Here is a 24,638-nt window from a genome sequence, read left to right on the forward strand (position 1 = left end):
TTCCGGTCGTGTAAGGTACCCGCGTGGGCTGGTGGATACTCGTCGGTGTGGTCGCCGTCTGCATCCTGCTCTGGCTCGCCCACCACGTCGGATGGATCGACCTGAGCGACAAGAGCCGCAAGGACTCCAAGGGCGGCTCATCCCGTGGCGGCGGCGTGCTGATGATCGGCGACGAGGTGTTCGCCCCGGCCAAGTACGAGGCGCAGCTCGAGGTCGACAAGCAGGCTCGCCTGCCGATTCCAGCGCCCATCCCTGGCGACGGCGACAAGGGGATCTTCGGCGACGGGCCGGTGCGCATCCGTCTCGACGCCGAGGGGCGGCCACTGCCGTAGCGCAGCCTCTCCGAGCCGGTCCCGATGCCGCCGAATCGCCCTTCTATCTCCGGTGCATGAGGGCGAGCCTGCGGTAGCGGATGGGCCGCGAAGGACTGCTCGCCGGTCCGACACCTCGGGCGCGATCGATCCTTCGCCGTGGCGACCCGGCACGCGGCGCGGGATGATGGCGGGATGGATGCCGTCGAAGCGCTGGACGAGATCGCCTTCCTGCTGGAGCAGGATCTAGCGCCGCGCTTCAGGGTGCAGGCGTTCCGTCGCGCATCCGCCGCGATCGGCGGTCTCTCGACCGACGAGCTTGGCGAACGGATCGCCGACGGAAGGCTCGCCCGCACCAAGGGCATCGGGGACCGCACCCTCGAGGTGATCACCCAGGCGGTAGCGGGAGAGACTCCGACCTACCTCACAGGGCTCCAAGAATCACGAGGCGACGCCCCGAAATCCTCGATCGCCCCGTTGTTGCGCGGCGACCTGCACGCCCATACGGAGTGGTCGGACGGCACGGTGACGATCGAGGCGATGGCGGATGCCGCGGCATCCCTCGGCCACGAATACCAGGCGATCACCGACCACTCGCCGCATCTCACTGTGGCGAACGGGCTGAGCGTCGAGCGGCTGGGACAGCAGTTGGAACGCATCAGGGAGTGGAACGACGCCGCGAACGGCGGGCTCACGCTCCTGGCCGGCATCGAGGTGGACATCCTGGAGGATGGCGCGCTCGACCAGACCCGCGAGCTTCTCACGCGCCTCGACGTCGTGGTGGCGAGCGTGCACTCGAAGCTGCGCGCGGACTCCGCGACCATGACGAAGCGGATGCTGTCCGCCATCTCCGACCCGGCGACCAACGTGCTCGGACATTGCACGGGCCGCCTGGTGCAAGGCTCGCGCGGCACCCGTCCGCCGTCCGACTTCGACGCCGACCGCATCTTCGCGGCGTGCGCGCGCGAGGGTGTGGCGGTCGAGATCAACTCGAGACCGGAGCGGCAGGATCCTCCGGACGAGCTCATCGCTGCCGCCTTGAACGCCGGATGCCTGTTCAGCATCGACAGCGACGCTCACGCTCCCGGTCACCTCGGCTTCGTCTCGCTCGGTGCGGCTCGCGCGGAGGCCGCAGGCGTGCCGGCCGACCGGATCGTGACCACCTGGCCGCTGCCGCGGCTGCGCGACTGGCTCACGTCGCGCCGGTGACGCCGATCGCCGGTTGAGCGGGTGGGCAACGCCGAGTCGGACTCTCCGTGTCGCCAGCTGATGGTGTCGAAACCTACCAAGAGCGTCCGGCGTCGTTCAGCGCTGCAGGTCCTGGTAGTCCGGGTGACGCTGCAGCCAGGATCTCACGTAGGGACACAGCGCCACGACGCGCAGCCCAGCGGTGCGCACGTCGTCGAGCGCCGACTGCACGAGCTGGGAGGCGAGTCCCTCGCCCTGGTGCCCCTCGTCGACCTCCGTGTGGGTGAACACGATGTGGTCCTCGAACCGGTTGTAGTAAGCGGCACCGACGATCGCGCCGTCGGTCTCGATCACGTAGCGGGTGGCATCCGGATCGTCGCGTACCTGTGTGCTCATAGCGCCACCTTAGGCGCGCGCGCCGATGGCATCGGGTCGTCTACGCCGGTCAGCGGTGAAATCGTCGCGGAGGAGCGCGGCGTCCGGAAGGGGTGAGATGCCCTTCAGCCGACCGCGATTCACTTGTATGATGACTTACTGAGACATAAGATGACAGTAGTCCAGTTGGTCGGGCGTGGAGACGAGGACGTGACAATGAGCAACGGCGTGCAGCATCCGGAGACCGAATCGGCACGGCAGTCGCAAGCGAGTGCATCGCAGGCCGGTGACGCCGTGAGCCGCATCCGGGTCTCGTCGATCACCCTGCCGCTGGCCACGCCCATCAGCGACGCGAAGGTCTTCACCGGTCGACAGCGACCCATGACCGAGGTGGCGATGCTGTTCGTCGAACTGCGTACGCGCGACGGCGCCGAAGGCGTGGGCTTCAGCTATTCGAAGCGTGCGGGCGGCCCCGCTCAGTATGCGCATCTCACGGAGATCGCCCACGAGCTTCTCGGCGAAGATCCGAGCGACATCGGGCGCATCTACGACAAGCTGCTCTGGGCGGGGGCGTCCGTCGGGCGGTCGGGCGTGGCCACCCAGGCGATAGCAGCCGTGGACATCGCCCTCTGGGATCTCAAGGCGAAGCGAGCGGGCCTGCCCCTGGCCAAGCTGTTGGGTTCGTATCGGGACTCCGTGCGGGCATACAACACGTCGGGCGGTTTCCTGCACGCCTCCATCGACGAGGTCATCGACAATGCGGCCGCGTCGCTCGCCGCCGGTATCGGCGGCATCAAGATCAAGGTCGGCCATCCCGACCAGGCGGTGGACCTCCGTCGTGTCGAGGCGGTGCGAAGGTCCATCGGCGATGCGGTGCCGCTCATGGTGGACGCCAATCAGCAGTGGGATCGCACGACCGCCATGCGCATGGGCCGTGCTCTCGACGAGTTCGATCTGACCTGGATCGAAGAGCCGCTCGACGCGTACGACGTCGCCGGGCACGCCCGGCTCACGACATCACTGGCAACACCCATTGCGAGCGGCGAGATGCTGACGAGCGTGGCCGAGCACGAGCGATTCATCGAGGCGGACGCCGTGAGCATCCTCCAGCCGGATGCCCCGCGCATCGGCGGCATCACGCCCTTCCTGCGTCTGGCGACGTTCGCTCATCATCGTGGGCTCTCGATCGCGCCGCATTTCGCGATGCAGATCCACCTGCATCTGGCGGCGGCGTATCCGACGGAGACGTGGGTCGAGCACTTCGACTGGCTCGACCCCCTGTTCGTCGAGCGACTCGAGACCCGTGACGGGCGGATGCTCGTGCCTGCTCGTCCCGGCCTCGGCATCACGCTCTCCGAGCAGGCCAGACGCTGGACGACCGCCTCCCTCGAGCTCGACGCGAGCGACGCGTGACCCCGCGCGAAACGCCTGACGCGGGGCCGGAAGCATCCGCCGCGCCACAGTCCGGCATCGGCCCTGTCGACTTCGTCATCGCGGATCCGATCGACCGCTCGGCGCCCGACGGTCTCGCGCAGCAACTCGTGCGACGGCTCACCGAGAGCATCCGCTCCGGAGAGCTTCGCGCGGGCGAACGTCTGCCCACTGAGAGCGAGCTGGTGCGCATCCACGGAGTGAGTCGCACCGTCGTTCGAGAGGCGATGTCCCGGCTGAACGCGCAGGGCCTCGTGGCGACCCAACAGGGACGTGGTTCGTTCGTGCTCGCCGTGCCGAGCTCTGTGCCGTTCGCGGTCGACGCGTCAGGAGCACGAACCCCCGAGGACTTTCTCGAGCTGCTCGATCTTCGGCTCGGATTCGAGACCGAGGCGGCCGCGCTCGCCGCGCGCCGTGCGGATGCCAGAAGAATCGCCGACATCAAGGCGGCGTTCGCGAAGTTCGCTGACGAGGTCGAGTCGCCTGGGGCGTCCGTGGCGGCGGACTTCGACTTCCATCGCAGCGTCGCACTGGCGTCGCACAATCGGTACTTCGTACAGCTTCTCGACTCCCTTGGTAGCGCTGCGATTGCGGCGCCGCGCGAACGGCTGTCGATGTCCACGGATGCCGAGCCGCTGTGGCACCTTCACCTGGTGGCCGTCGAGCACGAGAACATCTACCGAGCCATCGCCAGACGCAACCCGGACGATGCCCGCGCCGCCATGCGCGTTCACCTGGCCAACTCGCAGGAGCGGGTGACCGGCCTCTCGGAAGTCGGTCATGGCTGAGGGCCAACAGGCGGTCGCGCCGGCACCCTGTTCCTCGCTGGTCTGAGCAACACCGAACGGCTTCGGTCCACTACAGCTGCCTGGCGCTCGCGAGTGTCTCATCCGGCTGCGAACGGGAGCTGCCGCGGGACGGCAGAATTGATGCATGCCCGAACCGTGGACGCCAGCGTCGCCCAACACGGTATTCGAGGCCGACAACATGACGGTGCTGCCGTCGCTTCCCGATTCCTCCTTCACACTCATCTACCTGGATCCGCCGTTCAACACGGGACGTCGGCAGGAGCGGCGCACGGTGACGGCGGTGCGCAGCGAGGCGGCCGGATCCGTCGCCGGGTTCCAGGGGCGCACGTATCAGCGCATCCGCGGCGACTTGCTGCGCTACGACGACCGCTTCGACGACTACTGGGAGTTCCTCGAGCCGCGGATCGTCGAGGCCTGGCGCTTGCTCGCCGATGACGGCACGCTCTATCTGCACCTCGATTATCGGGAAGCGCACTATGCGAAAGTGCTGCTCGACGCGCTGTTCGGTCGGGAGTCGTTCCTCAACGAGATCATCTGGGCCTACGACTACGGCGCGAAGCCACGTCGAAAATGGCCCGCGAAGCACGACACGATCCTCGTGTACGTGAAGAACCCGAAGAACTACGTCTTCGACGCGGATGCCGTCGACCGCGAGCCCTACATGGCGCCGGGTCTCGTCACTGCGGAAAAGGCATCCCGTGGGAAGCGTCCGACGGACGTGTGGTGGCACACCATCGTCACCACCACCGGCCGCGAGAAGACGGGATACCCCACGCAGAAGCCGGAGGGAGTGGTGCGACGCATGGTGCAGGCATCCTCCCGTCCCGGCGACTGGGTGCTGGACTTCTTCGCAGGCAGCGGCACGACGGGAGCCGTGGCCGCGGCACTCGAGCGCCGCTTCGTCCTCGTCGACAGCAACCCCGACGCCATCGCTGTGATGCGCGCGCGGTTCGCCCACCACCCCGACGTCGCCTTCAACTGACGGCGACCCTTCCCGAAAGTGCCCGTTCCTCCTCCCCAGGGTGCCCGTTCCTCCCCTCGAAAGTGCCCCTTCCACTTCCCGGGGGTGCCTGTTTCTCCACTCGGGGGTGCCCGTTTCTCCACTCGGGGGTGCCCGATCCTCCACTCGGGAATCGCGAGACAGTCCAGTTAGCTCAGGCCGTCTTGCTAGCCCGAGGAGCGTCGAACTCGGCTGAGCGGCCAGTTCACGACTGCCGCGGCGAGGACGAGAAGGGCCGCGATCGCCGGCGCATACGCCGCCACCCCGGCGGAGGTGGTGGATGCCACGGCCCCGACGATCCCGGACGCGGCGGCTTGTCCCACCACGATGCCCGATCCCAGCATGGTCATGACGGTTGCGGAGCGTCCGGCGGGACTCCGCAACGCCGCGAGGCTGTACAGCGTGACGAGCGTCGGGCCGACGCCGATGCCGGCCACGATCAAGGCGCCGACGACGGTCCCGAGCGCCGCGGTCAGCACGGCGAACAGCACGGCGCCCACGAGGAGGACGCAGGCGAAGGACAGCCAGCGCGCGCGGAGCGTGAACCGTGCGGGGAACAGGGCGACTCCGAGCGCGAAGGCCGCGGATCCGACTCCCATCGCGCCGTACACGAGTCCCGACTGATCGGCACTCCCCAGCACACCCATGACGGCGGTGAGCGCTGTCAGCATGGCACCGAAGAACAGTCCAACCGCCGTCGCTCCGACGACCAGCACGAGCAGGCGCGGCCGCAGCAACGCACTCACGGGCTCGCGGTCGCGCACGGCCGACTCGTGAGCCGCGAGCCTACTCGTCGGATGCACCGCGAAAGCGGTCACGAACACGAACTCGAGCAGAGCAGCGCCGATCACCGCTGACTGCGGTCCGATCGTCGTGGCAAGCGCGCCGACGAGCACGGGTCCGAAGACGAAAGTCACCTCATCTGCAGCGGACTCGTATGAGAAGACGGAGTTGAGGATGCTCGCGCGACGAGCCGACGGCATCCGGGTCGAGATGATGCCGACGAGTCTGCTGCGTGAAAGAGGCGACACCTGAGGGGCGGTGGCACCGACCACGACCGCCACGAGGAGCACCACCGCGTCGGGCGAGAAGGATGCGCACCAAGTGATGAGCAGCAGCGCGAGACCGTTGGCGATCCCGGCGACGAGTACGACCCGTCGTTGCCCGAAGCGGTCTGCGGCGGCTCCGATCAGCGGGCCGACAGCGGCTGTGCCGAGGCCGACGCAGGCGGACACGAGCCCGCCCAGTGCGAGCGAGTCCCGCACGATCACGATCAACGTGAGCACTCCGACGACGATCATCGCGTAGGGGAATCGGGCGATGAACGCGATCGGGAAGTACGTCCTGCCCGTCGCGGCCAGCAACAGGGAGACGGTCGAAGGCTCGCCGGGCTTTCTCATCGCGGCGATCAGCCTACGCTGCGGCCGGCGACCGCCAGGGTGCCCCGTCCGACGACCGTGCCGGGATCGCGCGGACCACGCGAACCGTCGTCAACGACCACCCGCACTCTCGAGAGGTGGGACGAGCACCCTCGAGGGGAGGAACGAGCACCCTCGAGAGGTGGGACGGGCACTCTCGGGAGGTGGGACGGGCACTCTCGGGAGGTGGGGTGGGTCAGCTGGAGCCGCGGACGATCAGGCGGGTCTCGAGGATGGTGGCGTGCTCGACCGGCTTGCCCTCGATCATGGCGACCAGCTTGTCTGCCATGGCCGCGCCGAGCTCCGTGCTCGACTGGTGCATCGTCGTGATCGCCGGCGAGGCAGCAGAGCCGAGAGCGTCGTCGTCGTACCCGACGACGGCGATGTCACCCGGGATGCTCAGTCCGGCTTCCGCGATGGCGGTGTACGCGCCGAGGGCCATCTGGTCATTGGCGGCGAACACAGCATCGATCGGCGTGCGTCGCGCCAGCAGCCGTCGCATCGCCATCGCACCGGAGGCCGGCGAGAAGTCGCCCCACTCGATGAGCGACGGGTCGAGGTTCGCCTCCGACATGGCGCGGCGCCAGCCCAGCTCGCGGTCGAATCCGGCGGGCATGTCGGCAGGGCCGGCGATGGTCGCGATGTGCCGGCGTCCGCGATCGACGAGGTGCCGAGCGGCGATCAGCGAGCCTTCGATGTTGTCCACGTCGACGTAGTAGCTGTCGTTGTCGTCGTTGTGGAGCGGACGTCCGCCGAACACGACCGGCACCGTGCGTCCCAGTCGGGCGTACGAGTGGTCGCCCGAGTGGTGCGAGACCACGAGCGCTCCGTCGATGTTGCCACCGGTGAGGTAGCGGCGGGTCTTGTCCGGGTTCGCCTCGGACGCGACGACGATGCCGAGCGTGTAATCCGTGTTGGTCAGATGCATCGCGACGCCCTGGATGATCGCGGCGAAGAAGGGATCCGTGAACACCCGCGACGTCGATTCCGGGATGACGAGAGCGATCGAATCCGTGCGCCTGCTGGCCAGCGACCTCGCCGCGCGATTCGGCACGTAGTTCAACTCGGCGATGGCCACGTTGACCGCGTCGATGAGCTCCGGTTTGACCTTCGGGGATCCGTTGACCACGCGCGAAACCGTCGCTCGAGAGACGCCAGCTCGTGCCGCCACCATCTCCAGCGTCGGCGCCTGTGCCGCTGCTTTCACGCCCATGTCATCCTTTCCCCGCCTGCGAACCTACCGTGATTCCGGCTTCGTGGCGACTCGGCGACGGATCGTGAGCGCGCTCTCATCCCCGAGATGACGCCGATCGGCCGTTCGCGGCTGATGAGCGCGGAGTCACCGGACGCGCGCCGTTCGAGAAGGCATCCGCAGATGCGCGGATGCCGCAGGCCAGGCAGGCTCGCGGCATCCGTCGATTGCAGGGTGGCCGTGCGCGGCTACGGAGTTGCGACCTCTCCGGGGCGTGCCGTGTGCCGTCCGTGGCCTTGCGTTGCCGAAGATCCGGGGCCGGTGTGCGAGGCCCGGGTGACGGGGTCCTGGGGCGCTGATTCCACGGCGTGACGACCGTGTTCGGCCGGCAGACTCGTGCCGGTCAGCGTCAGCTCATCATCCGGCTCGAGATCCGGGAGTGCCAGGGATCCCGTCTCCTCCGCGGCCTCGACCGCCTGGATCGCTTCCTCGTCTGCGGCTTCCTGCAGCGCGGACTTCGCCCGCAGCGGCGGCGTCTTGAAGAACAGGCTGAGCACGAACGCAAGCAGCACGACGAACATCGCGACCCAGTAGACAGTCACAGCGGACGCGTTGAAGCCAACCAGGAACGGCTTGGCGAGACGCGGATCCGCGTTCTTGAGGAACGACGTGTCGTTGATGTCGTTCGAGCTCACCTTCGACGACCCGCCGGACTTCTCCAGCTGCTTCTGGATGGTGGGCACCAGGGTGTCGACGAACTCGTTGCGTTCGCTCGCGTTCGAGAAGTCGAGCGTGACGGTGCCATCCGCGGACACACTGGCGACAGGCACTGCCTTCTCGATGGCCGGCGTGACCTGCGCCAGCGCGGCCTTCTCGCCTGCAGCGGCCCCCGCGCTCGCTGCTGCAGCCTCAGCGGCGGCAGCCTCGCTCTGCGGGATCTGGCCGGCATCCACCTTCGCCTGCACTTGCGCGACCGCTGCCTCTTTGCCCTGAGCGGCGCCCTGCGCCTTCGCTTGGTCCACCTTCGCCTGGAGGCCCTTCTGGGTCTCCGTCGTCGCGTTCTTCACGATCGGGTCGTAGATCGTGTTCATGATCGCCTTGTTCTCTGGCGCGTTCGCGACAGCGGGATCGAAAGCGGCATCGAGTGCGGCCGTCAGCGTGGCCTTGTCGCTCAGCGAACTCTGGATGTTCGTGGGCATCACCGTGAACAGCAGGGAGATGAGCACCGCGGTGCCGAGCGTTCCACCGATCTGCCGGAAGAACGTGGACGCGCTGGTGGCCACGCCCATGTCCCTCAGGCCGACCGAGTTCTGGCTGGCGATCGTGAGCGTCTGCATCAGCTGGCCGAGTCCGAGGCCGATGAGCAGCATGGCTCCGGCGATGAACCAGTACGACTTGTCGTAGGTCAGGAACGTGAGCCAGAAGAATCCGCCGGAGAGCAGCAGCGTCCCGATGATCGGGAACTGTCGATAGCGACCCGTGCGGGCGATGATCTGTCCTGATGCGATCGAGGCGATCATGAGGCCCAGGATCATGGGCAGCAGTTGCAGGCCGCTCTCCGTCGGCGTCGCTCCCAGCACCAGCTGCAGGTACAGCGGGAGGGTCAGCATGGCGCCGAACATGCCGAATCCTACGAGCACGCCGATGATGGTCGCCATCGAGAACGTGGACGACCGGAACAGCTTCAGCGGGATGAGCGCGTCATCCTTCATCAGCATCTCGACGATGATGAACCCGACGATGCCGATGGCGCCCACCACGTAGCAGGTGATGGATGCGGCGCTTCCCCAGCCCCAGTCGCGACCCTGTTCGGCTACGAGCAGCAGCGGTACGAGTGCGACGATGACGCCCGTCGCGCCCCACCAGTCGATGCGCACCGAATCGCGGGGATGATGCGGCACGTGCAGGAACGCCATCACGATGATCAGCGCGATGATGCCGATCGGCACGTTGATGAGGAACACCCAGCGCCAACCGGCGATGCCGAGAATCTCGCTCGCTCCTGCGAAGAGCCCGCCGATCAGCGGACCGGCGACGCTCGAGATGCCGAAGACGGCAAGGAAGTACCCCTGGTATTTCGCTCTCTCCCGTGGCGCCAGGATGTCGCCCATGATGGCCAGCGGCATGGACATGAGGCCGCCGGCGCCGAGACCCTGGATGGCCCGGAAAGCGGCCAGCTGGATCATCGACGTGGAGAACGACGACAGGATCGAGCCGATCACGAAGATGACGATCGCGATGATGAACAGCGGCCGTCTGCCGAAGATGTCGGAGAGCTTGCCGTAGATGGGTGTCGCGATCGTCGACACGATCAGGTAGGCCGTGGTCACCCACGCCTGCTGGCTGAGTCCGTGCAGGTCGTCGCCGATCGTGCGGATCGCGGTCCCGACGACGGTCTGGTCGAGTGCGGAGAGGAACATGCCGGCCATCAGGCCGAAGATCACGAACAGGATCTGCCTGTGCGACATGATCGGGGATGGGCGTGCGGACTGCTCCGACGCGGGTGTTGCGGCTTCTGACATGGTCCCCGGACTTCTGCTCGACGAGCCGAGCGTTCTGCGATGTGAGGAGGAGCGCGAGTGCGAAGACGAGCCGAACGACCGTATCCGCCGTCGTTGGCTCGATGCTGAGATTTTTGCGGTGACTGCAACTTTACGCCCGGGCGCCCCAGACGTCGAACGTCCGGGCCATCCGTTCGCCGACGTTCGCCGGGGGCGAACTCTGCGCTCGTCTGCGCGCGCGTTCTACAGCACCGATCCATCACGGATTGCCAGGCGGAGCCTAGACAAGACGCGTACCGTCGTCTGTGTCATGTCTGAGCCCCACAACGACTTCAGCCATCCATCCGCCCCGTTCGACGTCCCCGCGAGGGACGCCGCTGGAGTGCCCATGTCGCAGGGGCGCCCGGTTCCGCGACGTCTCGGCGGCAGTCGCGAGGTGAACCGGAGGGCGGTCCTCGGGGGATTCGTCGCGGCATCCGCCCTGCTTCTCGCCGGATGCACGTCGACCGTCGTCGGCGCGGCGCAGCGCAAGGCAGTGCCGAAGGCGTCAGCCACGGTGCAGCCCGCCGTATCTACCATCGAGCCCGCGCAGACATCGGTGCTCGGGCAGCAGGTGACGATCCGCGGCGTCGGCCTCCAGAACGTGAAACAAGTGACCTTCGGCGATGCGACGGTAGCCGTCAGCTCGGCGAGCGCGGACACGGTCGTCGCAACGGCACCCGCGGCGGTGAACTACCAGCCGGGGTCGGTCGCCGTGAGCCTGCTCGGTCCCAGCGGATCCGTGCTGGCGAGCAAGCCGAACGCGTTGCAGTACACCTCGGCGGGCGGTGCCGCGGCGCAGATGGAGTACGCGCTTCAGCACTGGAATTCGTACAACACGGCCCAGTACGGAGACCTCAATCCGGATGGCGGCGACTGTGCGAACTTCGTGAGCCAGACGCTGATCGCGCGCGGTTGGACGATGAACGACGACTGGTACAACCACGACGCAGCGGCGGACTGGAGCCCAGCATGGGGATACGTGCCGGCGATGGACCAGTACTTCTCGGACAATGCGTCATCGCTGGGCCTTGAGAAGCTGGACTTCGCCAGCCAAGCCGACCGTGCCAAGGCGGCACTCGGCGACGTCGCCATCTTCTTCTGGGGCGACGACACGTCGCCCGACCACACGCAGGTGGTCGACAAGATCGACGTGGTGAACGGCCAGTACAAGATCTCGATGGCCAGCCACAACGACGACTACGACTACCGGGACCTCGACACGACGATCACCACGCAGCACCCGGGCTCGACTGGTCACTTCTGGCACCTCACGCGGTAGTGGGTAGCGACCTGGTGGAGTGCAGTGACCGCGGTTCGCGCCTGTCGATGCTCGCTCGATCTGCTGCACACCCTTCGACGGCCTAGACCGGTGGCAGAACCCCCGCACTGGGGGCGATGAGCCGGCTGATCGACCTCCTCGCCGCCCATACGCTCGTCACGTGGCATCAGGACGCGCCAGGGTCGGCGTCATCAGTTCGGCCCTCGCGGTCGCCGTGCTCGCTCTCGGGGTCGGAGCGTGGGGACTGAGTTCTGCCTTGAACAAGGACTCGTCGGCGAATGCAGCAGAGCACCTCGTCAGCACGTCCCGTCCGAAGCCCGCGCACTCCGCGGATGCCGCGGACGCCCTAGCGGTGTCCGCGAGCTCGTCGATCCCGACGCCGACGCCGACGTTCGACAAGGCGGCGCAGTCGCACGATGATCCGTCGAGCATCTGGGTGGTCGTCAACAAGCAGCGCGCGCTGGCGCCGGTCGATTTCGTTCCGCCGGACCTCGTGCAGCCACCGGTTCCCGACATCAACGGCCAGCCGGTGCGGCACGAGGTCGCCGATGCACTCGTCGCTCTCTTCGCCGCTGCGAAAACGGAGGATGGGCTGTCGCTGAGCCTGCAGAGCGGATACCGCTCCTACGCGACGCAGGTCTCCGTGTACAACGAGGATGTCGCATCGCACGGCGTCGCCTACGCGGACACCGACACCGCGCGCCCCGGCCACAGCGAGCACCAGACCGGGCTGGCCGTCGACATCAGCGCAGCATCCGGGCAGTGCTCTCTCGACTCCTGCTTCGGCGACCTTCCGGAAGGCAAGTGGCTGGCCGCGAACGCCTGGCGATTCGGATTCCTGCTGCGGTATCCGGCAGACAAGGTGCTGGTCACTGGGTTCACCTACGAGCCCTGGCACTTCCGGTACATCGGGGCATCCCTCGCCGAGCAGCTGCACGACTCGGGATGCAGCACCCTCGAGGAGTATTTCGGTGTGCCGGGCGGCGAGGATTATCCGGGCTGAACGGCTGCGGATCATCGGCTGTTCGCTGCGGACCGCGCGACGAGCATGTGATCCTTGCGATCGTCTGGGCATTCGCTCGCTCCGCGGGACGCCTGGGCGGACGCACAGCGATGTCTCTGTACCGTCGGGAGCATGGCGGAGATCACACGTACCAAGCGCAGGCGGTGGCGCGCGGCATCCGCTGTCTCCGTGATCGCGGTGCTCGCGCTCGCCGGATGCTCGGCCGGGCCCGCCCCGCTGCCTGAGCCGATCGCGAAGCAGTACGACTACGCCATGGCGCATTGGAACGACTACAACACGAAGGTCTACGGCGACCTCAACCCTGTGGGTGGTGACTGCGCGAACTTCGTGAGTCAGACGCTGATCGCGCGCGGCTGGAAGATGAACGACCAGTGGTACAACCACGACGCCGCGGCGGACTGGAGCCCCGCGTGGGGCTACGTGCCCGCGATGGACAACTACTTCGCGGCGAACGCGAAGACGCTCGGGCTCACCGAATATCCGCTGGACAAAAGGTCGAAGATCGCGGTCGGCGACATCGTGGTGTTCTCCTGGGAGGGCACCGACTCGTACGACCACGTGGAGATCGTGAGCAAGGTGATCGACACGACGGTCGACGGCAAGAAGCACATCGAGATCAAGATGGCCGGCCACAACAAGGACACCAAGTACCGCGATCTGGACTACGTGGTCGACACGGAGTACAAGCAGGCGAGCGGCCACTTCTGGCACGTCGCATTGCCGCCCACTGCGAGCCCGACGCCGACCAAATAGCGGGCGCGAACGTCGGGCGACGCACGCCTGACATCGCGTGACACCACGTGGTGTCATCCGATTTGCCGAATGTGCTTGACGTGACACCACGGTGGTGTCATATTGGTGTCATGGAACTGGGAACGTACGTCGATGAACTGCAGCGACAGCTGGCGGCAGCCGCCGCCGCGGGAAGCGACGAGACACGCGAGACGGCTGGACGCCTGACGACGGCGCTGGATGCTGCGGCGCGACTCGTGCTGCTCGAAGCGCTGGGCGCTGCAGCAGCCGAGATCACGACCGAGCTGACGCCCGGATCCGTCGACGTGCGGCTCCGCGGACGCGAACCCGAGTTCGTCGTCACGCAGGCACCGCAGTGGGATGCACCCACCGAGCCGACGACACCTGCTGCTCCGGTCTCGTCTTCAACCGTCGACGTCGAGGAGGGCGCCACCACCCGCACCACGCTGCGGTTGCCGGATGAACTCAAGTCCCGCGTCGAGGCGGCGGCCGCTCACGCCGGCGTCTCGGTGAACACCTGGTTGGTGCGGGCCATTGCGGCCACGCTCGACGGCGGAACGCGCCGCACCGTCGGATTCGAGACGAACGGCAAGCGCGTCACCGGATGGGTGCGGTGAACGACATGAGCACGGCATCCGCAACAGCAACGACAGCGACCACCTCGACAACGCAGAGGAGCGAATTCATGAACACCGAGTACGAAACGCCCCAGCCGATCCACGTGATGCTCGACCTGCTGGTCGTGGTCACGCTCAGGATCACTGCAGCCGACACCACGACCACCACCGTGGCGATCAAGGCGGCGGACCCGACGAAGAAGGACGATGTTCGCGCCCTCGGCGAGGTCAACGTCGAGTACGCGGATGGCGTGCTCGGCCTGCGGATCGCTCGCACGCTTCGCTATTACACGTGGTTCAGCGGCAGCCCGCGGATCATCGTGGACATCACCGTTCCGACGGGGTCGAGCCTGGACGGAAAGGTCGGCGCCGGCAGTGTGACGACCGAGGGAGAGCTCGGCGACTGCTCGCTCCGCACCGGAGCCGGCGAACTCCGCGTCGACCAGGCAGGCAAGACCACGCTGCACAGCGGCGCAGGAGCCATCCAGGCGGGACGCGTGGCGGGACCGCTGCGCGTGACCAACGGTGCCGGGTCGATCCGAGTCGGAACGCTCGGCGGCGAAGGCTTCGTGAAGAACACCACCGGAAACACCGTGTTCGGCGAGGTCGGCGGGCCGCTCACCGTGAAGGCGGTCACCGGCGACGTGCTGATCGAGCAGCTGAACGGATCCGCCGAGATCAAGTGCGCCCACGGCGAAGTGCGGATCGACAGCGTCGGCACCGGGGACGTCAAGATCGACGGCGGGTACGGATCCATCGAGGTGGGCATCCCGGAGGGAACGGCGGCCTGGCTGGACATCGCCTCGCGGCACGGCGAGGTGCGCAACCAGCTCGAGTCGGCATCCGCTCCGGTCGAGACGGACCGTCGTGTCGCGGTCACCGCCCACGCCGACTACTCATCGATCACCATCAGGCGACCGCTCGTGTAGCCGCCGGCTGAGCCGCCACATCCGTTCAGGTCGCGATGGTGGCCCTTATCCGAAGGTCATAACGGCCACCATCGCGACCTGAATCAGCGAACACCACACAGAGAACGCCCCACCCGGGCGGTATTCGTCGCGCCCGAAAGCGCGATCGGAACACGAACACTCACAACACGAAAGACCGAACGAGAAGGAAACCACCATGACAACCACCGCAGTCCAGAGTTCTGCGATCCACGTGCAGGGCCTGGTGAAGTCCTATGGCAAAGTGGACGTGCTGAAAGGTGTCGACTTCGATGTGACCCGCGGCAGCATCTTCGCGCTGCTCGGTTCCAACGGGGCCGGCAAGACGACGGCCATCCGCATTCTGTCCTCGCTGCTGCACGCCGACGGCGGCGCGGCAACGGTCAACGGGTTCGACGTCTTCAAGCAGGGTGCGGACGTGCGGCGATCGATCAGCCTGACCGGGCAGTTCGCGGCCGTCGACGACATCCTCAGCGGACGCGAGAACCTCGTGCTGATCGCTCAGCTTCGTCACGTGAAGAACCCGGGCGCCGTCGCCGATGGTCTGCTCGAGCGGTTCTCCCTCACCGAGGCGGGCGGACGACGTGTGTCGACGTACTCCGGCGGAATGCGCCGCCGGCTCGACATCGCGATGAGCCTCATCGGCAACCCCCCGGTGATCTTCCTCGACGAGCCGACCACCGGCCTCGACCCCGAGGCGCGCATCGAGGTCTGGGATGCCGTCAAGGAGCTGGCGAACGGCGGCACCACGGTGCTGCTCACCACCCAGTACCTCGACGAGGCCGAACAGCTGGCCGACCGCATCGCCATTCTGCACAAGGGCCGGATCCTCGTGAACGGCACCCTCACGGAACTCAAGGGGCTGCTGCCGCCCGCGAAGGTCGAGTACGTCGAAAAGCAGCCAACCCTCGAGGACGTGTTCTTCGCGATCGTCGGCGACAAGGGCGACGAGTCGGCGGATGCCGACGCCAGCAACGACTCCAGCAAGACCGGCGCACACGCCGGCGCGACCCAGAAGTAGGCGACGATCATGACAACGACAACGACAACGCAGTTCTCGGCAGCACCGCGCACCGCGACGGGGACGCACTTCTTCGCCGACACGGCGGTGTTGACCGGGCGCACCGTGAAGCACATCACGCGCAGCCTCGACACGATCATCACGACGTGCCTGATGCCCATCGGGTTCCTGCTGCTGTTCGTGTACGTGCTCGGCGGTGCCATCAACACGGGGACGAACACGTCCTACGTGAACTACCTGCTGCCGGGCATCCTGCTCATCACGGTGGCATCCGGCATCTCGTACACGGCCTACCGGCTGTTCCTCGACATGCAGGGAGGCATCTTCGAGCGGTTCCAGTCCATGCCGATCGCGCGTTCATCGGTGCTCTGGGCCCATGTGCTGACGTCCATGATCGCGAACGTGGTCTCCATGGTCGTCGTGGTGGCCGTCGCGTTCGCCATGGGCTTCCGCACCGGCGCGAGCGTCGGCGACTGGCTGGCGATCGCGGGCATCCTGCTGCTCTTCACGCTGGCGCTCACCTGGATCGCCGTGATCCCGGGCCTGACCGCCAAGAGCGTCGACGGCGCGAGCGCGTTCTCGTACCCGCTGATCTTCCTGCCGTTCATCAGCTCGGCCTTCGTGCCAACGGAGTCCATGCCGGGCCCGGTGGCATGGTTCGCGGAGTACCAGCCCGTGACACCGATCGTGAACTCGATGCGCGATCTGTTCTCCGGCCAGCCAGTGGGCAGCGACCTCTGGATCGCGCTGGCGTGGCTCGTGGCGATCCTGGTCGTGGCGTACGTCTTCGCCCAGGTCATCTACCGGAAGAAGATCTCGTAACCGAAGCTCTGCACGAGCGAAGCGAGTCGAAGGGAAGCCTTCGGCTCGCTTCGCTGTCTGCCCAGAACGGCAGGCGATGCGCTCTCGTGTTGCGTACGGCGGGAATCGGCCTGTTCCCGGGTGGATGGCCTGCGTGGGCGCAGTCCCGCGCTCACCACGGTCGGACGGACTCGACCTACGCGATCGCCTTGTCGACGATGGATTTCGCTTCGGCCTGCACCTGCTTGAGGTGGTCCTCGCCCAGGAACGACTCCGCGTAGATCTTGTAGACGTCTTCCGTTCCGCTCGGACGGGCCGCGAACCACGCGTTCTCGGTGACGACCTTGACTCCACCGATCGCCGCATCGTTGCCCGGCGCCCTCGAAAGCTTGGCCGTGATCGCCTCGCCGGCGAGCTCGTCCGCGGCGATCGCGTCGCCGTCGAGCTTGGACAGCTTGGCCTTCTGCTCCTTGCTCGCCACGGCATCAACGCGCTGGTAGACCGGGTCGCCGAATCGCTCGGTCAGTCCGCGGTACAGCTGCGACGGGCTCTTGCCCGTCACCGCGGTGATCTCGCTCGCCAGCAGGGCCAGCAGGATGCCGTCCTTGTCGGTCGTCCAAGCCGAGCCGTCCAGCCGCAGGAAGGAGGCGCCTGCGCTCTCCTCGCCGCCGAAGCCCACGGATCCGTCGACCAGCCCGGGCACGAACCACTTGAAGCCGACCGGCACCTCCCAGAGGCGGCGGCCCAAGGACGACGCCACCCTGTCGATGACGGACGACGACACGAGGGTCTTGCCGATTGCGGCATCCGCTCGCCAGTCGGGGCGGTGCGCGTACAGATAGTCGATCGCGACGGCCAGGTAGTGGTTCGGGTTCATCAGGCCGCCGTCGGGGGTGACGATGCCGTGACGGTCGGCATCCGCATCGTTGCCGGTGAGCACGGCGTAGTCGTCCTTGTGCTTAAGCACGGATGCCATCGCGGACGGGCTCGACGGGTCCATGCGGATCTTGCCGTCCCAGTCCAACGTCATGAAGCCCCACTGCGGATCGATCACGGGGTTCACGACAGTGAGGTCGAGGCCGTACGTCTCGCCGATGAGCGCCCAGTAGTGCGCGCTCGCGCCGCCGAGCGGATCGGCTCCGATGCGGATGCCGGCACGCTTGATGGCGTCCACGTCGATGATGTTGCGCAGGTCGTCGACGTAGTTCGCGCGGAAGTCGTACGTGGCAACGCCGCTCGGCTCTGCACGGTTCACGTCGCGCAGGCCGTCGGCGAGGATCTCGTTGGCGCGGTTCGCGATCCAGCTCGTGGCATCCGAATCGGCGGGGCCGCCGTGCGGCGGGTTGTACTTGAAGCCGCCGTCGCGGGGCGGGTTGTGGCTCGGGGTGACGACGATGCCGTCGGCCAGACCACGACCGGATCCGTCTCCCGCGCCGTGCTCCTTGTTGTACTTGATGATCGCGTGGCTCACCGCCGGCGTCGGCGTGTAGTCGTCGTATTCGTCCATCAGCACGTCGACGCCGTTGGCGACGAGCACCTCGAGTGCCGTCGTCTGGGCCGGCATGCTGAGCGCGTGCGTGTCAGCGCCGATGAAGAGCGGTCCTGTCGTGCCCTGTCCGCGTCGGTACTCGACGATCGCCTGCGTCGTTGCGGCGATGTGGTCGTCGTTGAACGCCGTGTCGAAGGCGCTGCCGCGGTGTCCGGAGGTGCCGAAGACGACGCGCTGGGCCGGTACAGAGACATCCGGATGCAGGTCGTAGTACGCCCTCACCAGGGCCTCGACATCGATCAGGTCTTCGGGAGTGGCTGGGGTGCCCGCGCGGTCCGACATGTCGTCCAGTCTCGCATCGTAGATAGGCTTTTCGGCATGTCGGATGCCCGCACCCAACCTTCGAGCGAACCGGTCGGCGAGTCCCACGCAGAGACCTACAGCTTTCTGGGTCCGGCGGGCACCTTCACCGAAGCGGCACTCGCGCAGGTGCCGCAGGCGCAGGGCAAGCCGTGGCGCGCCGTGAACAACGTGGGGGAGGCGCTCGACGATGTCGTCTCGGGACGCAGCGTCGCGGCGATGATCGCCATCGAGAACTCGATCGAGGGCGGAGTCTCCGCGACGCAGGACGCGCTGGCCACCATGCCAGGGCTGCGGATCATCGGCGAATACCTGGTGCCCGTCGGGTTCGTGCTCGTGGCCCGTCCGGGAGTGGCGCTGGCCGACGTGAAGACGGTCACCGCGCATCCGGTCGCCTACGCCCAGTGCAAGGCGTGGCTGGGCGAGCACCTGCCTGCCCACGACTACATTCCGGCGTCCAGCAACGTCACGGCGGCGACCTCGCTGCTGGAGATGGATGACGCTGGCCGTCCGACCAGCCCTGCCGATGCCGCGATCGCCCCGCCCACGATCGTCGCCCACCACGGCGTGGTCGTGCTCGCCCAGGACATCATCGACAACCCGAACGCGGTCACCCGGTTCGCTCTCGTGAGCCGTACGACGGGCATCCCGGATCCGACCGGCGCCGACAAGACCAGCCTCATCGTCGAACTGCCGTCCGACCGCTCGGGAACCCTGGTCGAGATGCTCGAGCAGTTCTCCACGCGCGGCGTGAACCTCAGCCTGATCGAATCACGCCCGATCGGCGACGAGTTCGGCCGCTACCGCTTCGTCATCGACGCCGACGGCCACGTCACAGACGAGCGCGTGGCGGATGCCCTGCTCGGCCTCTTCCGCTTCAGCCCGAACATCATCTTCCTAGGCTCGTATCCGCGGGCCGATCACCAGACCATCGCGTACGACAGGCGCTACGCGGACGACGTGTTCATCGAGGCGCGAGATTGGCTGCGCGGGCTGATCGGCGGCGAGCCGACGGCCTGACGCGCTCCGACGCGGGCCCGGACAGTCCTCCGAGGCCCCTAGCCTGGTGCGATGGATGACCGCTACCGCTTCTCGTCCCGAACCGCCGACATCGATCGCGACACGGTGCATCGCTGGCTGAGCGAGGAGTCGTACTGGGCGACGGGGCGCGCTCGCTCCACGCAGGACGCCGCGATCGATGCATCGCGCAACTACGGAGTCTTCGACGCGAAGACCGGGCAACAGGTGGCGTACGCCAGGATCGTGACCGACGGTGTGACGTTCGCGTGGCTGTGCGATGTGTTCGTGGATCCGACCGCGCGCGGCAACGGTATCGGTGTGGGCCTGATCGAGGGCGTGGTCGCGGACCTCGAGCCGCTGAAGCTCAAGCGCATCGCCCTGGCCACTGGCGATGCGCACGGGCTGTATGCCAAGTTCGGATTCGAGCCGCTCGCCGATCCGTCGATGTGGATGTCCCGCTCCGGAGTGTGAGGTGGACCGTCCCCATCACGTCGGATGGCGCAGCTCGTGCGATCGAGGAGGATGAATGCCAGCAGACGACAGCACACCCACGTTCGACCCGCGATACGACCCGGTGTTCCAGCGCGGGTATGGCGGCGGACCCGATGCAGGTGCGAGCCAGCCGTCCGATGCCGTCGTCCAGACCGCGACTGGATACGCGATCGGACGCGGCGCGAGCGGCGCGGCAGGCGACGGTCGTCAGGCGAATGAAGGCCGGGGCCGTCCAGCGCGTGACGTCGGCGCGGTGGCGCTGCAGATGCCCACGACGGAACCCGTGCGGGGTGTCGATGCATCGGCTGAGCAGGAGGATGACGACGTCGTCGACCTTTTCGATCAGCCCGATGGCTCGTGGATCTCCGCTGGCGTGCGACGGATGCCCGGCTGGTGGCCGATGCTGACGCTCTGGCTCGTCGGTGTCGTCCTCGTACTGGTGGGGGCGTTCTGCCTGGCCAACGGCGTTCGATTCAATCTCGACATGCAAAGCGGAGTCGAAGGCGACTCGCCCATTCTGATCGGGTACGAGGTGTCATTGGCGCTCGTGCAGCCGGCACTGATCGTCGGCCTCGCGACACTCGTGTCCGCCGTGGCCTTGCACTTCATCGTCCCGGCGCGGCGGGCGCACAGGTGAGCGCGCGCTCGACCGAGCGGACGCGGAGCGTGCGGCGTCTCCGTGAGGTCGCTGTCGCGTCCGACCTCGTCGGTGCGGGACTCCTCGCGCTGGGGGTCGTCCTGCTCTGGTACACCGAGCAGCCGCAGGCCGCCACGACTCTCGACCAGTCGGACACCCCCGCCCAGTTGATCCTGTGGGGCCTTCGCAACGTCGAGCTTCCCGTGCTCACCGTCGGGCTCGCAGCGCTCGTGCTCCCGGTCTTCCTCTGGGCGCTGCGGTCGCGTCTCGGTCGCTGAACCCTCCACGACGTGGAGTCGTGCGCCGGACCGAACATTGCGACCTTCGCGCCAGCGGTCAGCGACGCAGCGGCGGTGCCGCTGTCGGTGCTGGTCTACGCGTCGTGGGGGACGCGCACGACGAGAGCACCGGCATCCGCCCAGAAGTGTGCGCCGGTGACAGTGCCGAATCCGTCGCCGTCGAGCTCGATGGGCTCCGGGTTCTCGACCTCGACGTGCAGCGAACCACCCCGCAGGTAGCTCACCGTGCGCTTCCTGTCAGAGGTCGTGAAGCCGATGATCTTGCGGCCGAGCGCCGTGCGCCGCAGCACCCGGTTCTCCCAGGTGACGGTGCGCCAGATGAGAAGCCAGCCGAAGACGGTTCGCGGCTGGAGGAGGGCGATGTCGAGTTCGCCGTCGTCGAGAGCGGCTTCCGGCATCAGTTCGATGTTGCCGGGCAGCACGCCGCAGTTCCCGGCAAGGATGCTGTTCACATGCGCCGAGTGCCGTCCGTGTCCCTGCAGCTGGTAGTGGATGGCGAACTTGCGCGAGCTCAGGGAGCGCAGGCCGCCGTCGACGTATGCCAGCCACCCGACCTTCTTCTTCAGCTGCGGGTTCGTGTTCTCGATCATCGCGGCGTCGATGCCGATTCCGGCCATCACGAGGAACACATGGTCGCTGGACGCGCCGTTCTCCCTGGTCAGCTCGGCCACACCGACGTCGATGGCCTTGTCGGCGCCTTCGAGCGCGAGTTGCACGCTGGCCCTGACATCGCCGAGCGGAATCGCCAGGTTGCGCGCGAGGAGATTGCCCGTGCCGAGAGGAACGATGCCCAGCGGCACCCCTGTCTCGCGCAGGCCGGCCGCAACCGCGCGCACGGTCCCGTCGCCTCCGGCGGCGAGCACGAGATCGGCGCCCTCCTCGACCGCGCGACGAGAGAGTCCTTGCCCGGCGTCATCGACGGTCGTCTCGAGCCAGACCGGATCGTCCCATCCGGGATCCTCGGCAGCGGATGCCGCCTTCCGCGCCTGCTTCAGCGCGTCATGCACCGCGGAGCGCAGCACGAGCCCATCGGCCTTCGTCGGGTTGTAGACGACGGCGAGGCGGCGCGGTCGTGCGTCGTATCCGGTGGTCCGAGGCTTTCCGGACGAGGTCGCCTCGGCCCCGCCGGACGATGCAGGCTCTGCGGATGCGAGGGAATCGCTCACACGCCCACCGTAACCAGAGGTGACCTGGATGACGGCACCCCAGGTGAGGAATCATCCGATCCGCGGAGTCGAGCCTTCCAACGGTCCGTCATGACGAGCTCATGGAGTCCGCTCGGCCGACCGCTGTCGACCCGTCGTCGATCGCGTGCGAGATCGGGGCGAGCGGACGCTGGCGGGGCGAGTCGGAGGCGGCTCGTGACTGCAGAGCGGCGGGTGCGGGTGCGTCCTCCGGCTCGCGTGAGCGCCCAGAGACCTGAATAGACTTGAGCGGTGATCGATCCCGTACTCCTGCGCGAAAACCCCGACCTCATCAGGCGTTCGCAAGAGGCGAGAGGCGAGTCTCCGGACACGGTGGATGCCGCACTGGCCGCGGACGCGGAGCGTCGCGCCGCGATCACGGACTTCGAGTCGTTGAGGGCCGAGCAGAATGCGTTCGGCAAGCGCGTGGCATCCGCTCCGAAAGAGGAGAAGAAGGAACTCGTCGCGCGGGCGCAGCAGCTCGCGGCACAGGTGAAGGAAGCGCAGGCCGCTGCCGGCGGAGCAGACGAACGATTCGACGCCGCTGTGCGACGCATCGGCAACGTGATCGTCGACGGTGTGCCGGCGGGCGGCGAGGACGACTTCGTCACGCTGCGCGAAGTGGGCACGATTCCGACGTTCGACTTCGAGCCGCTCGACCACCTCGAGCTCGGCGAGAAGCTGGATGCCATCGACATGGCGCGCGGAGCCAAGGTGAGCGGTGCCCGCTTCTACTTCCTCAAGGGCGTCGGCGCGCGTCTCGAGATCGCACTGATGAGCTACGCGCTCGACAAGGCGCTCGCCAACGGCTTCACGCCGATGATCACCCCTACGCTCGTCAAGCCCGAGATCATGCAGGGCACCGGATTCCTCGGCGCTCACGCCGACGAGGTGTACCACCTGGGAAGTGACGACCTCTTTCTCACCGGCACGAGCGAGGTCGCGCTCGCCGGATACCATTCCGATGAGATCGTCGACCTCGCGAAGGGTCCGCTCCGCTACGCAGGATGGTCGACGTGCTACCGGCGCGAGGCGGGCTCCGGTGGCAAGGACACGCGGGGCATCATCCGGGTGCACCAGTTCAACAAGCTGGAGATGTTCGTCTACACGCTGCCGGAGGATGCCGAGAACGAGCACGCCCGCCTGCTCGGCTGGCAGGAGGAGATCCTGCAGTCGCTGGGCCTGGCGTACAGAGTGATCGATACGGCAGCGGGTGATCTCGGATCCAGCGCCGCCCGCAAGTACGACGTCGAGGCCTGGGTGCCGACGCAGGGCCGCTACCGCGAACTCACCTCCACGTCGAACTGCACGACGTTCCAGGCGCGACGCCTGCAGACCCGGTACCGCACCGAGAGCGGCAAGACGGCGCCGGTCGCCACCCTCAACGGCACGCTCGCGACCACTCGCTGGATCGTCGCGCTGCTGGAGACGCACCAGCGTGCAGACGGATCCGTGGTGGTCCCGGAGCCGCTGCGCCCATACCTCGGCGGTCTCGACGTGCTGACGCCGGTCGCGTCATGACGGCTTCGGACTACGTGGCGGATGACGCGGCATCGCGTGACCTCGAGACCGAGGCACCGGCATCCCGTCGCCTGCTCATCGCCCTCGACGTCGACGGCACGCTGCTGCACGAGGACGGATCCGTCTCCGACGCGGTGAAGGATGCCGTCGGCCGCGCCGCCGACGCCGGTCACAACGTCACGCTCGCCACCGGACGCAGCTGGGGGACGGCGCGCGATCAGCTGCCGCTGTTCGGCATCCACCCCGAGTACGTGGTGTGCTCCAACGGCGCGGTCATCATGCAGCGCGACGACACCGTGGACGACGGATACCGCCGCGCGTATGTCGAGACGTTCGACGCCCGACCCGTGCTCGAGCTCGTGCGTCCGTTCCTGCCGGAGGGCGGGTACATGGTCGAGAAGGCGGACGGAACGCGCGTTCACACGGAGGGAATGGATTCGTCCGGCTGGCAGCTCGGCGAGGCGGCACCTGTGCCGTTCGAGGAGTTGGCGGTCGAGCCGGCGAGCCGTGTCGTTGTGGTGTCGCCGTCGCACGACGCCGAGGAGTTCCTCGGGATCGTCGAGCAGATGGGTCTGCACAGGGTGACGTACGCGGTCGGCTGGGCTGCGTGGCTCGACATCGCGCCGGACGGCGTCAGCAAGGGCAGCGCGGTGGCGAGGGTGCGCGAACTGCTCGGGATCCCCGGGGAATCGCTGCTCGTCGTCGGCGACGGACGCAACGACATCGAGATGTTCGAGTACGCCCGATCCGTCGGCGGCCGCGCCGTCGCGATGGGACAGGCCCCTGACGAGGTCAAGGCGGCGGCGGGCGAGGTGACCGGATCGGTCGAGGAGGACGGGCTCGCCGACGTGCTGCTCGAGGTGCTCGCGCCCGTCGGCTGAGTGCTCGCGCCCGTCGGCTGACCGTTCGCGCGCGCGCGTTGGCTGG

At 67.4% G+C, this 24,638-nt stretch carries 24 protein-coding genes; 18 read left to right on the plus strand and 6 right to left on the minus strand.

The genetic code is table 11. The annotated features are described in order from the left end of the window. The first annotated feature begins 23 nt into the window (after positions 1-23). On the plus strand, positions 24-332 hold the full coding sequence (locus tag HII28_RS13025) for a hypothetical protein (protein ID WP_170025770.1): 309 nt from the start codon (positions 24-26) through the stop codon (positions 330-332). A gap of 174 nt (positions 333-506) precedes the next feature. Continuing rightward, the gene (locus tag HII28_RS13030; RefSeq protein WP_170025771.1) at positions 507-1,520 is read left to right on the plus strand and encodes a PHP domain-containing protein; all 1,014 of its coding nucleotides are present in this window, start codon (positions 507-509) and stop codon (positions 1,518-1,520) included. A 96-nt stretch (positions 1,521-1,616) separates the two neighbouring features. Here the strand turns inward: HII28_RS13030 and HII28_RS13035 are convergent, their stop codons facing one another. Further along, positions 1,617-1,895, minus strand: a complete 279-nt coding sequence (locus tag HII28_RS13035) for a GNAT family N-acetyltransferase (protein ID WP_170025772.1) — start codon at positions 1,893-1,895, stop codon at positions 1,617-1,619. A gap of 195 nt (positions 1,896-2,090) precedes the next feature. On the opposite strand from HII28_RS13035, the gene HII28_RS13040 reads away from it, so the two are divergent. The 3 genes from HII28_RS13040 (at position 2,091) to HII28_RS13050 (ending at position 5,096) form a co-directional block, all read left to right on the plus strand. Further along, positions 2,091-3,287 (plus strand): mandelate racemase/muconate lactonizing enzyme family protein, encoded by a 1,197-nt coding sequence (locus tag HII28_RS13040; protein WP_170025773.1) that lies wholly within the window; start codon positions 2,091-2,093, stop codon positions 3,285-3,287. Further along, positions 3,284-4,093, plus strand: coding sequence for a FadR/GntR family transcriptional regulator (locus tag HII28_RS13045; protein WP_205864652.1), 810 nt, complete (start codon positions 3,284-3,286; stop codon positions 4,091-4,093). The genes HII28_RS13040 and HII28_RS13045 overlap by 4 nt, the downstream gene beginning before the upstream one ends. A 145-nt stretch (positions 4,094-4,238) precedes the next feature. After that, positions 4,239-5,096 (plus strand): site-specific DNA-methyltransferase, encoded by an 858-nt coding sequence (locus tag HII28_RS13050; RefSeq protein ID WP_170025774.1) that lies wholly within the window; start codon positions 4,239-4,241, stop codon positions 5,094-5,096. Positions 5,097-5,281: 185 nt separating this feature from the next. Here the strand turns inward: HII28_RS13050 and HII28_RS13055 are convergent, their stop codons facing one another. The 3 genes from HII28_RS13055 to HII28_RS13065 form a co-directional block, all read right to left on the minus strand. Beyond that, a complete protein-coding gene (locus tag HII28_RS13055) occupies positions 5,282-6,514 on the minus strand; it encodes an MFS transporter (protein WP_170025775.1) in 1,233 nt (410 codons plus the stop codon). Positions 6,515-6,728: 214 nt separating this feature from the next. Next, a complete protein-coding gene (locus tag HII28_RS13060; RefSeq protein ID WP_170025776.1) occupies positions 6,729-7,745 on the minus strand; it encodes a LacI family DNA-binding transcriptional regulator in 1,017 nt (338 codons plus the stop codon). A gap of 227 nt (positions 7,746-7,972) precedes the next feature. Then, a complete protein-coding gene (locus HII28_RS13065) occupies positions 7,973-10,246 on the minus strand; it encodes an MDR family MFS transporter (RefSeq protein ID WP_240977355.1) in 2,274 nt (757 codons plus the stop codon). 289 nt (positions 10,247-10,535) lie between these two features. Here HII28_RS13065 and HII28_RS13070 point away from each other — a divergent pair, with 289 nt between their 5' ends. The 7 genes from HII28_RS13070 (at position 10,536) to HII28_RS13100 (ending at position 16,730) form a co-directional block, all read left to right on the plus strand. Further along, positions 10,536-11,546: an amidase domain-containing protein gene (locus HII28_RS13070; RefSeq protein WP_170025777.1), complete on the plus strand. Its 1,011-nt coding sequence runs from the start codon at positions 10,536-10,538 to the stop codon at positions 11,544-11,546. Between the two features lie 160 nt (positions 11,547-11,706). Next, entirely contained in the window at positions 11,707-12,549 is an 843-nt protein-coding gene (locus tag HII28_RS13075) for a M15 family metallopeptidase (protein ID WP_346769304.1), read from the plus strand. Between the two features lie 132 nt (positions 12,550-12,681). Continuing rightward, complete coding sequence (locus HII28_RS13080; protein ID WP_170025778.1) at positions 12,682-13,323, plus strand: amidase domain-containing protein; 642 nt, start codon at positions 12,682-12,684, stop codon at positions 13,321-13,323. A 110-nt stretch (positions 13,324-13,433) separates the two neighbouring features. Then, positions 13,434-13,940 carry a toxin-antitoxin system HicB family antitoxin gene (locus HII28_RS13085; protein WP_170025779.1) on the plus strand — a complete coding sequence of 169 codons (507 nt, stop codon included), beginning with the start codon at positions 13,434-13,436 and terminating at the stop codon, positions 13,938-13,940. A 68-nt stretch (positions 13,941-14,008) separates the two neighbouring features. Next, positions 14,009-14,869 (plus strand): DUF4097 family beta strand repeat-containing protein, encoded by an 861-nt coding sequence (locus tag HII28_RS13090; RefSeq protein ID WP_170025780.1) that lies wholly within the window; start codon positions 14,009-14,011, stop codon positions 14,867-14,869. Positions 14,870-15,065: 196 nt separating this feature from the next. Beyond that, positions 15,066-15,908 carry an ATP-binding cassette domain-containing protein gene (locus HII28_RS13095; protein ID WP_170025781.1) on the plus strand — a complete coding sequence of 281 codons (843 nt, stop codon included), beginning with the start codon at positions 15,066-15,068 and terminating at the stop codon, positions 15,906-15,908. Between the two features lie 9 nt (positions 15,909-15,917). Continuing rightward, the gene (locus HII28_RS13100; protein ID WP_170025782.1) at positions 15,918-16,730 is read left to right on the plus strand and encodes an ABC transporter permease; all 813 of its coding nucleotides are present in this window, start codon (positions 15,918-15,920) and stop codon (positions 16,728-16,730) included. Positions 16,731-16,905: 175 nt separating this feature from the next. Here the strand turns inward: HII28_RS13100 and pgm are convergent, their stop codons facing one another. Continuing rightward, a complete protein-coding gene (pgm, locus tag HII28_RS13105; protein WP_170025783.1) occupies positions 16,906-18,540 on the minus strand; it encodes a phosphoglucomutase (alpha-D-glucose-1,6-bisphosphate-dependent) in 1,635 nt (544 codons plus the stop codon). 36 nt (positions 18,541-18,576) lie between these two features. On the opposite strand from pgm, the gene pheA reads away from it, so the two are divergent. The 4 genes from pheA to HII28_RS13125 are packed head-to-tail and all read left to right on the plus strand — an operon-like array spanning position 18,577 to position 20,985. After that, positions 18,577-19,578, plus strand: a complete 1,002-nt coding sequence (gene pheA / locus HII28_RS13110) for a prephenate dehydratase (protein WP_170025784.1) — start codon at positions 18,577-18,579, stop codon at positions 19,576-19,578. Positions 19,579-19,629: 51 nt separating this feature from the next. Beyond that, positions 19,630-20,049: a GNAT family N-acetyltransferase gene (locus HII28_RS13115; RefSeq protein ID WP_170025785.1), complete on the plus strand. Its 420-nt coding sequence runs from the start codon at positions 19,630-19,632 to the stop codon at positions 20,047-20,049. 55 nt (positions 20,050-20,104) lie between these two features. Continuing rightward, positions 20,105-20,707, plus strand: coding sequence for a hypothetical protein (locus tag HII28_RS13120; RefSeq protein WP_170025786.1), 603 nt, complete (start codon positions 20,105-20,107; stop codon positions 20,705-20,707). A gap of 29 nt (positions 20,708-20,736) precedes the next feature. Next, a complete protein-coding gene (locus tag HII28_RS13125) occupies positions 20,737-20,985 on the plus strand; it encodes a hypothetical protein (protein WP_170025787.1) in 249 nt (82 codons plus the stop codon). Between the two features lie 95 nt (positions 20,986-21,080). On the opposite strand, the gene HII28_RS13130 is transcribed toward HII28_RS13125, so the two are convergent. Further along, positions 21,081-22,172: a diacylglycerol kinase family protein gene (locus tag HII28_RS13130; protein ID WP_170025788.1), complete on the minus strand. Its 1,092-nt coding sequence runs from the start codon at positions 22,170-22,172 to the stop codon at positions 21,081-21,083. Between the two features lie 270 nt (positions 22,173-22,442). Here HII28_RS13130 and serS point away from each other — a divergent pair, with 270 nt between their 5' ends. Both serS and HII28_RS13140 read left to right on the plus strand, forming a co-directional pair. Then, positions 22,443-23,711 carry a serine--tRNA ligase gene (gene serS / locus HII28_RS13135; RefSeq protein WP_170025789.1) on the plus strand — a complete coding sequence of 423 codons (1,269 nt, stop codon included), beginning with the start codon at positions 22,443-22,445 and terminating at the stop codon, positions 23,709-23,711. Continuing rightward, complete coding sequence (locus HII28_RS13140; RefSeq protein WP_170025790.1) at positions 23,708-24,592, plus strand: HAD family hydrolase; 885 nt, start codon at positions 23,708-23,710, stop codon at positions 24,590-24,592. The genes serS and HII28_RS13140 overlap by 4 nt, the downstream gene beginning before the upstream one ends. Positions 24,593-24,638: the final 46 nt, after the last annotated feature.

It is taken from the genome of Planctomonas sp. JC2975 (assembly GCF_012985205.1).
Classification (GTDB): domain Bacteria; phylum Actinomycetota; class Actinomycetes; order Actinomycetales; family Microbacteriaceae; genus Humibacter.

Bases quoted from the DNA above. Each gene is read 5' to 3' on its own strand.
- HII28_RS13030 (WP_170025771.1), top strand. From the start codon at position 507: ATGGATGCCGTCGAAGCGCTGGACGAGATCGCCTTCCTGCTGGAGCAG.
- HII28_RS13035 (WP_170025772.1), bottom strand. From the start codon at position 1,895: ATGAGCACACAGGTACGCGACGATCCGGATGCCACCCGCTACGTGATC.
- HII28_RS13040 (WP_170025773.1), top strand. From the start codon at position 2,091: ATGAGCAACGGCGTGCAGCATCCGGAGACCGAATCGGCACGGCAGTCG.
- HII28_RS13050 (WP_170025774.1), top strand. From the start codon at position 4,239: ATGCCCGAACCGTGGACGCCAGCGTCGCCCAACACGGTATTCGAGGCC.
- HII28_RS13055 (WP_170025775.1), bottom strand. From the start codon at position 6,514: ATGAGAAAGCCCGGCGAGCCTTCGACCGTCTCCCTGTTGCTGGCCGCG.
- HII28_RS13060 (WP_170025776.1), bottom strand. From the start codon at position 7,745: ATGGGCGTGAAAGCAGCGGCACAGGCGCCGACGCTGGAGATGGTGGCG.
- HII28_RS13065 (WP_240977355.1), bottom strand. From the start codon at position 10,246: ATGTCAGAAGCCGCAACACCCGCGTCGGAGCAGTCCGCACGCCCATCC.
- HII28_RS13070 (WP_170025777.1), top strand. From the start codon at position 10,536: ATGTCTGAGCCCCACAACGACTTCAGCCATCCATCCGCCCCGTTCGAC.
- HII28_RS13080 (WP_170025778.1), top strand. From the start codon at position 12,682: ATGGCGGAGATCACACGTACCAAGCGCAGGCGGTGGCGCGCGGCATCC.
- HII28_RS13085 (WP_170025779.1), top strand. From the start codon at position 13,434: ATGGAACTGGGAACGTACGTCGATGAACTGCAGCGACAGCTGGCGGCA.
- HII28_RS13090 (WP_170025780.1), top strand. From the start codon at position 14,009: ATGAACACCGAGTACGAAACGCCCCAGCCGATCCACGTGATGCTCGAC.
- HII28_RS13095 (WP_170025781.1), top strand. From the start codon at position 15,066: ATGACAACCACCGCAGTCCAGAGTTCTGCGATCCACGTGCAGGGCCTG.
- HII28_RS13100 (WP_170025782.1), top strand. From the start codon at position 15,918: ATGACAACGACAACGACAACGCAGTTCTCGGCAGCACCGCGCACCGCG.
- pgm (WP_170025783.1), bottom strand. From the start codon at position 18,540: ATGTCGGACCGCGCGGGCACCCCAGCCACTCCCGAAGACCTGATCGAT.
- pheA (WP_170025784.1), top strand. From the start codon at position 18,577: ATGTCGGATGCCCGCACCCAACCTTCGAGCGAACCGGTCGGCGAGTCC.
- HII28_RS13115 (WP_170025785.1), top strand. From the start codon at position 19,630: ATGGATGACCGCTACCGCTTCTCGTCCCGAACCGCCGACATCGATCGC.
- HII28_RS13120 (WP_170025786.1), top strand. From the start codon at position 20,105: ATGCCAGCAGACGACAGCACACCCACGTTCGACCCGCGATACGACCCG.
- HII28_RS13140 (WP_170025790.1), top strand. From the start codon at position 23,708: ATGACGGCTTCGGACTACGTGGCGGATGACGCGGCATCGCGTGACCTC.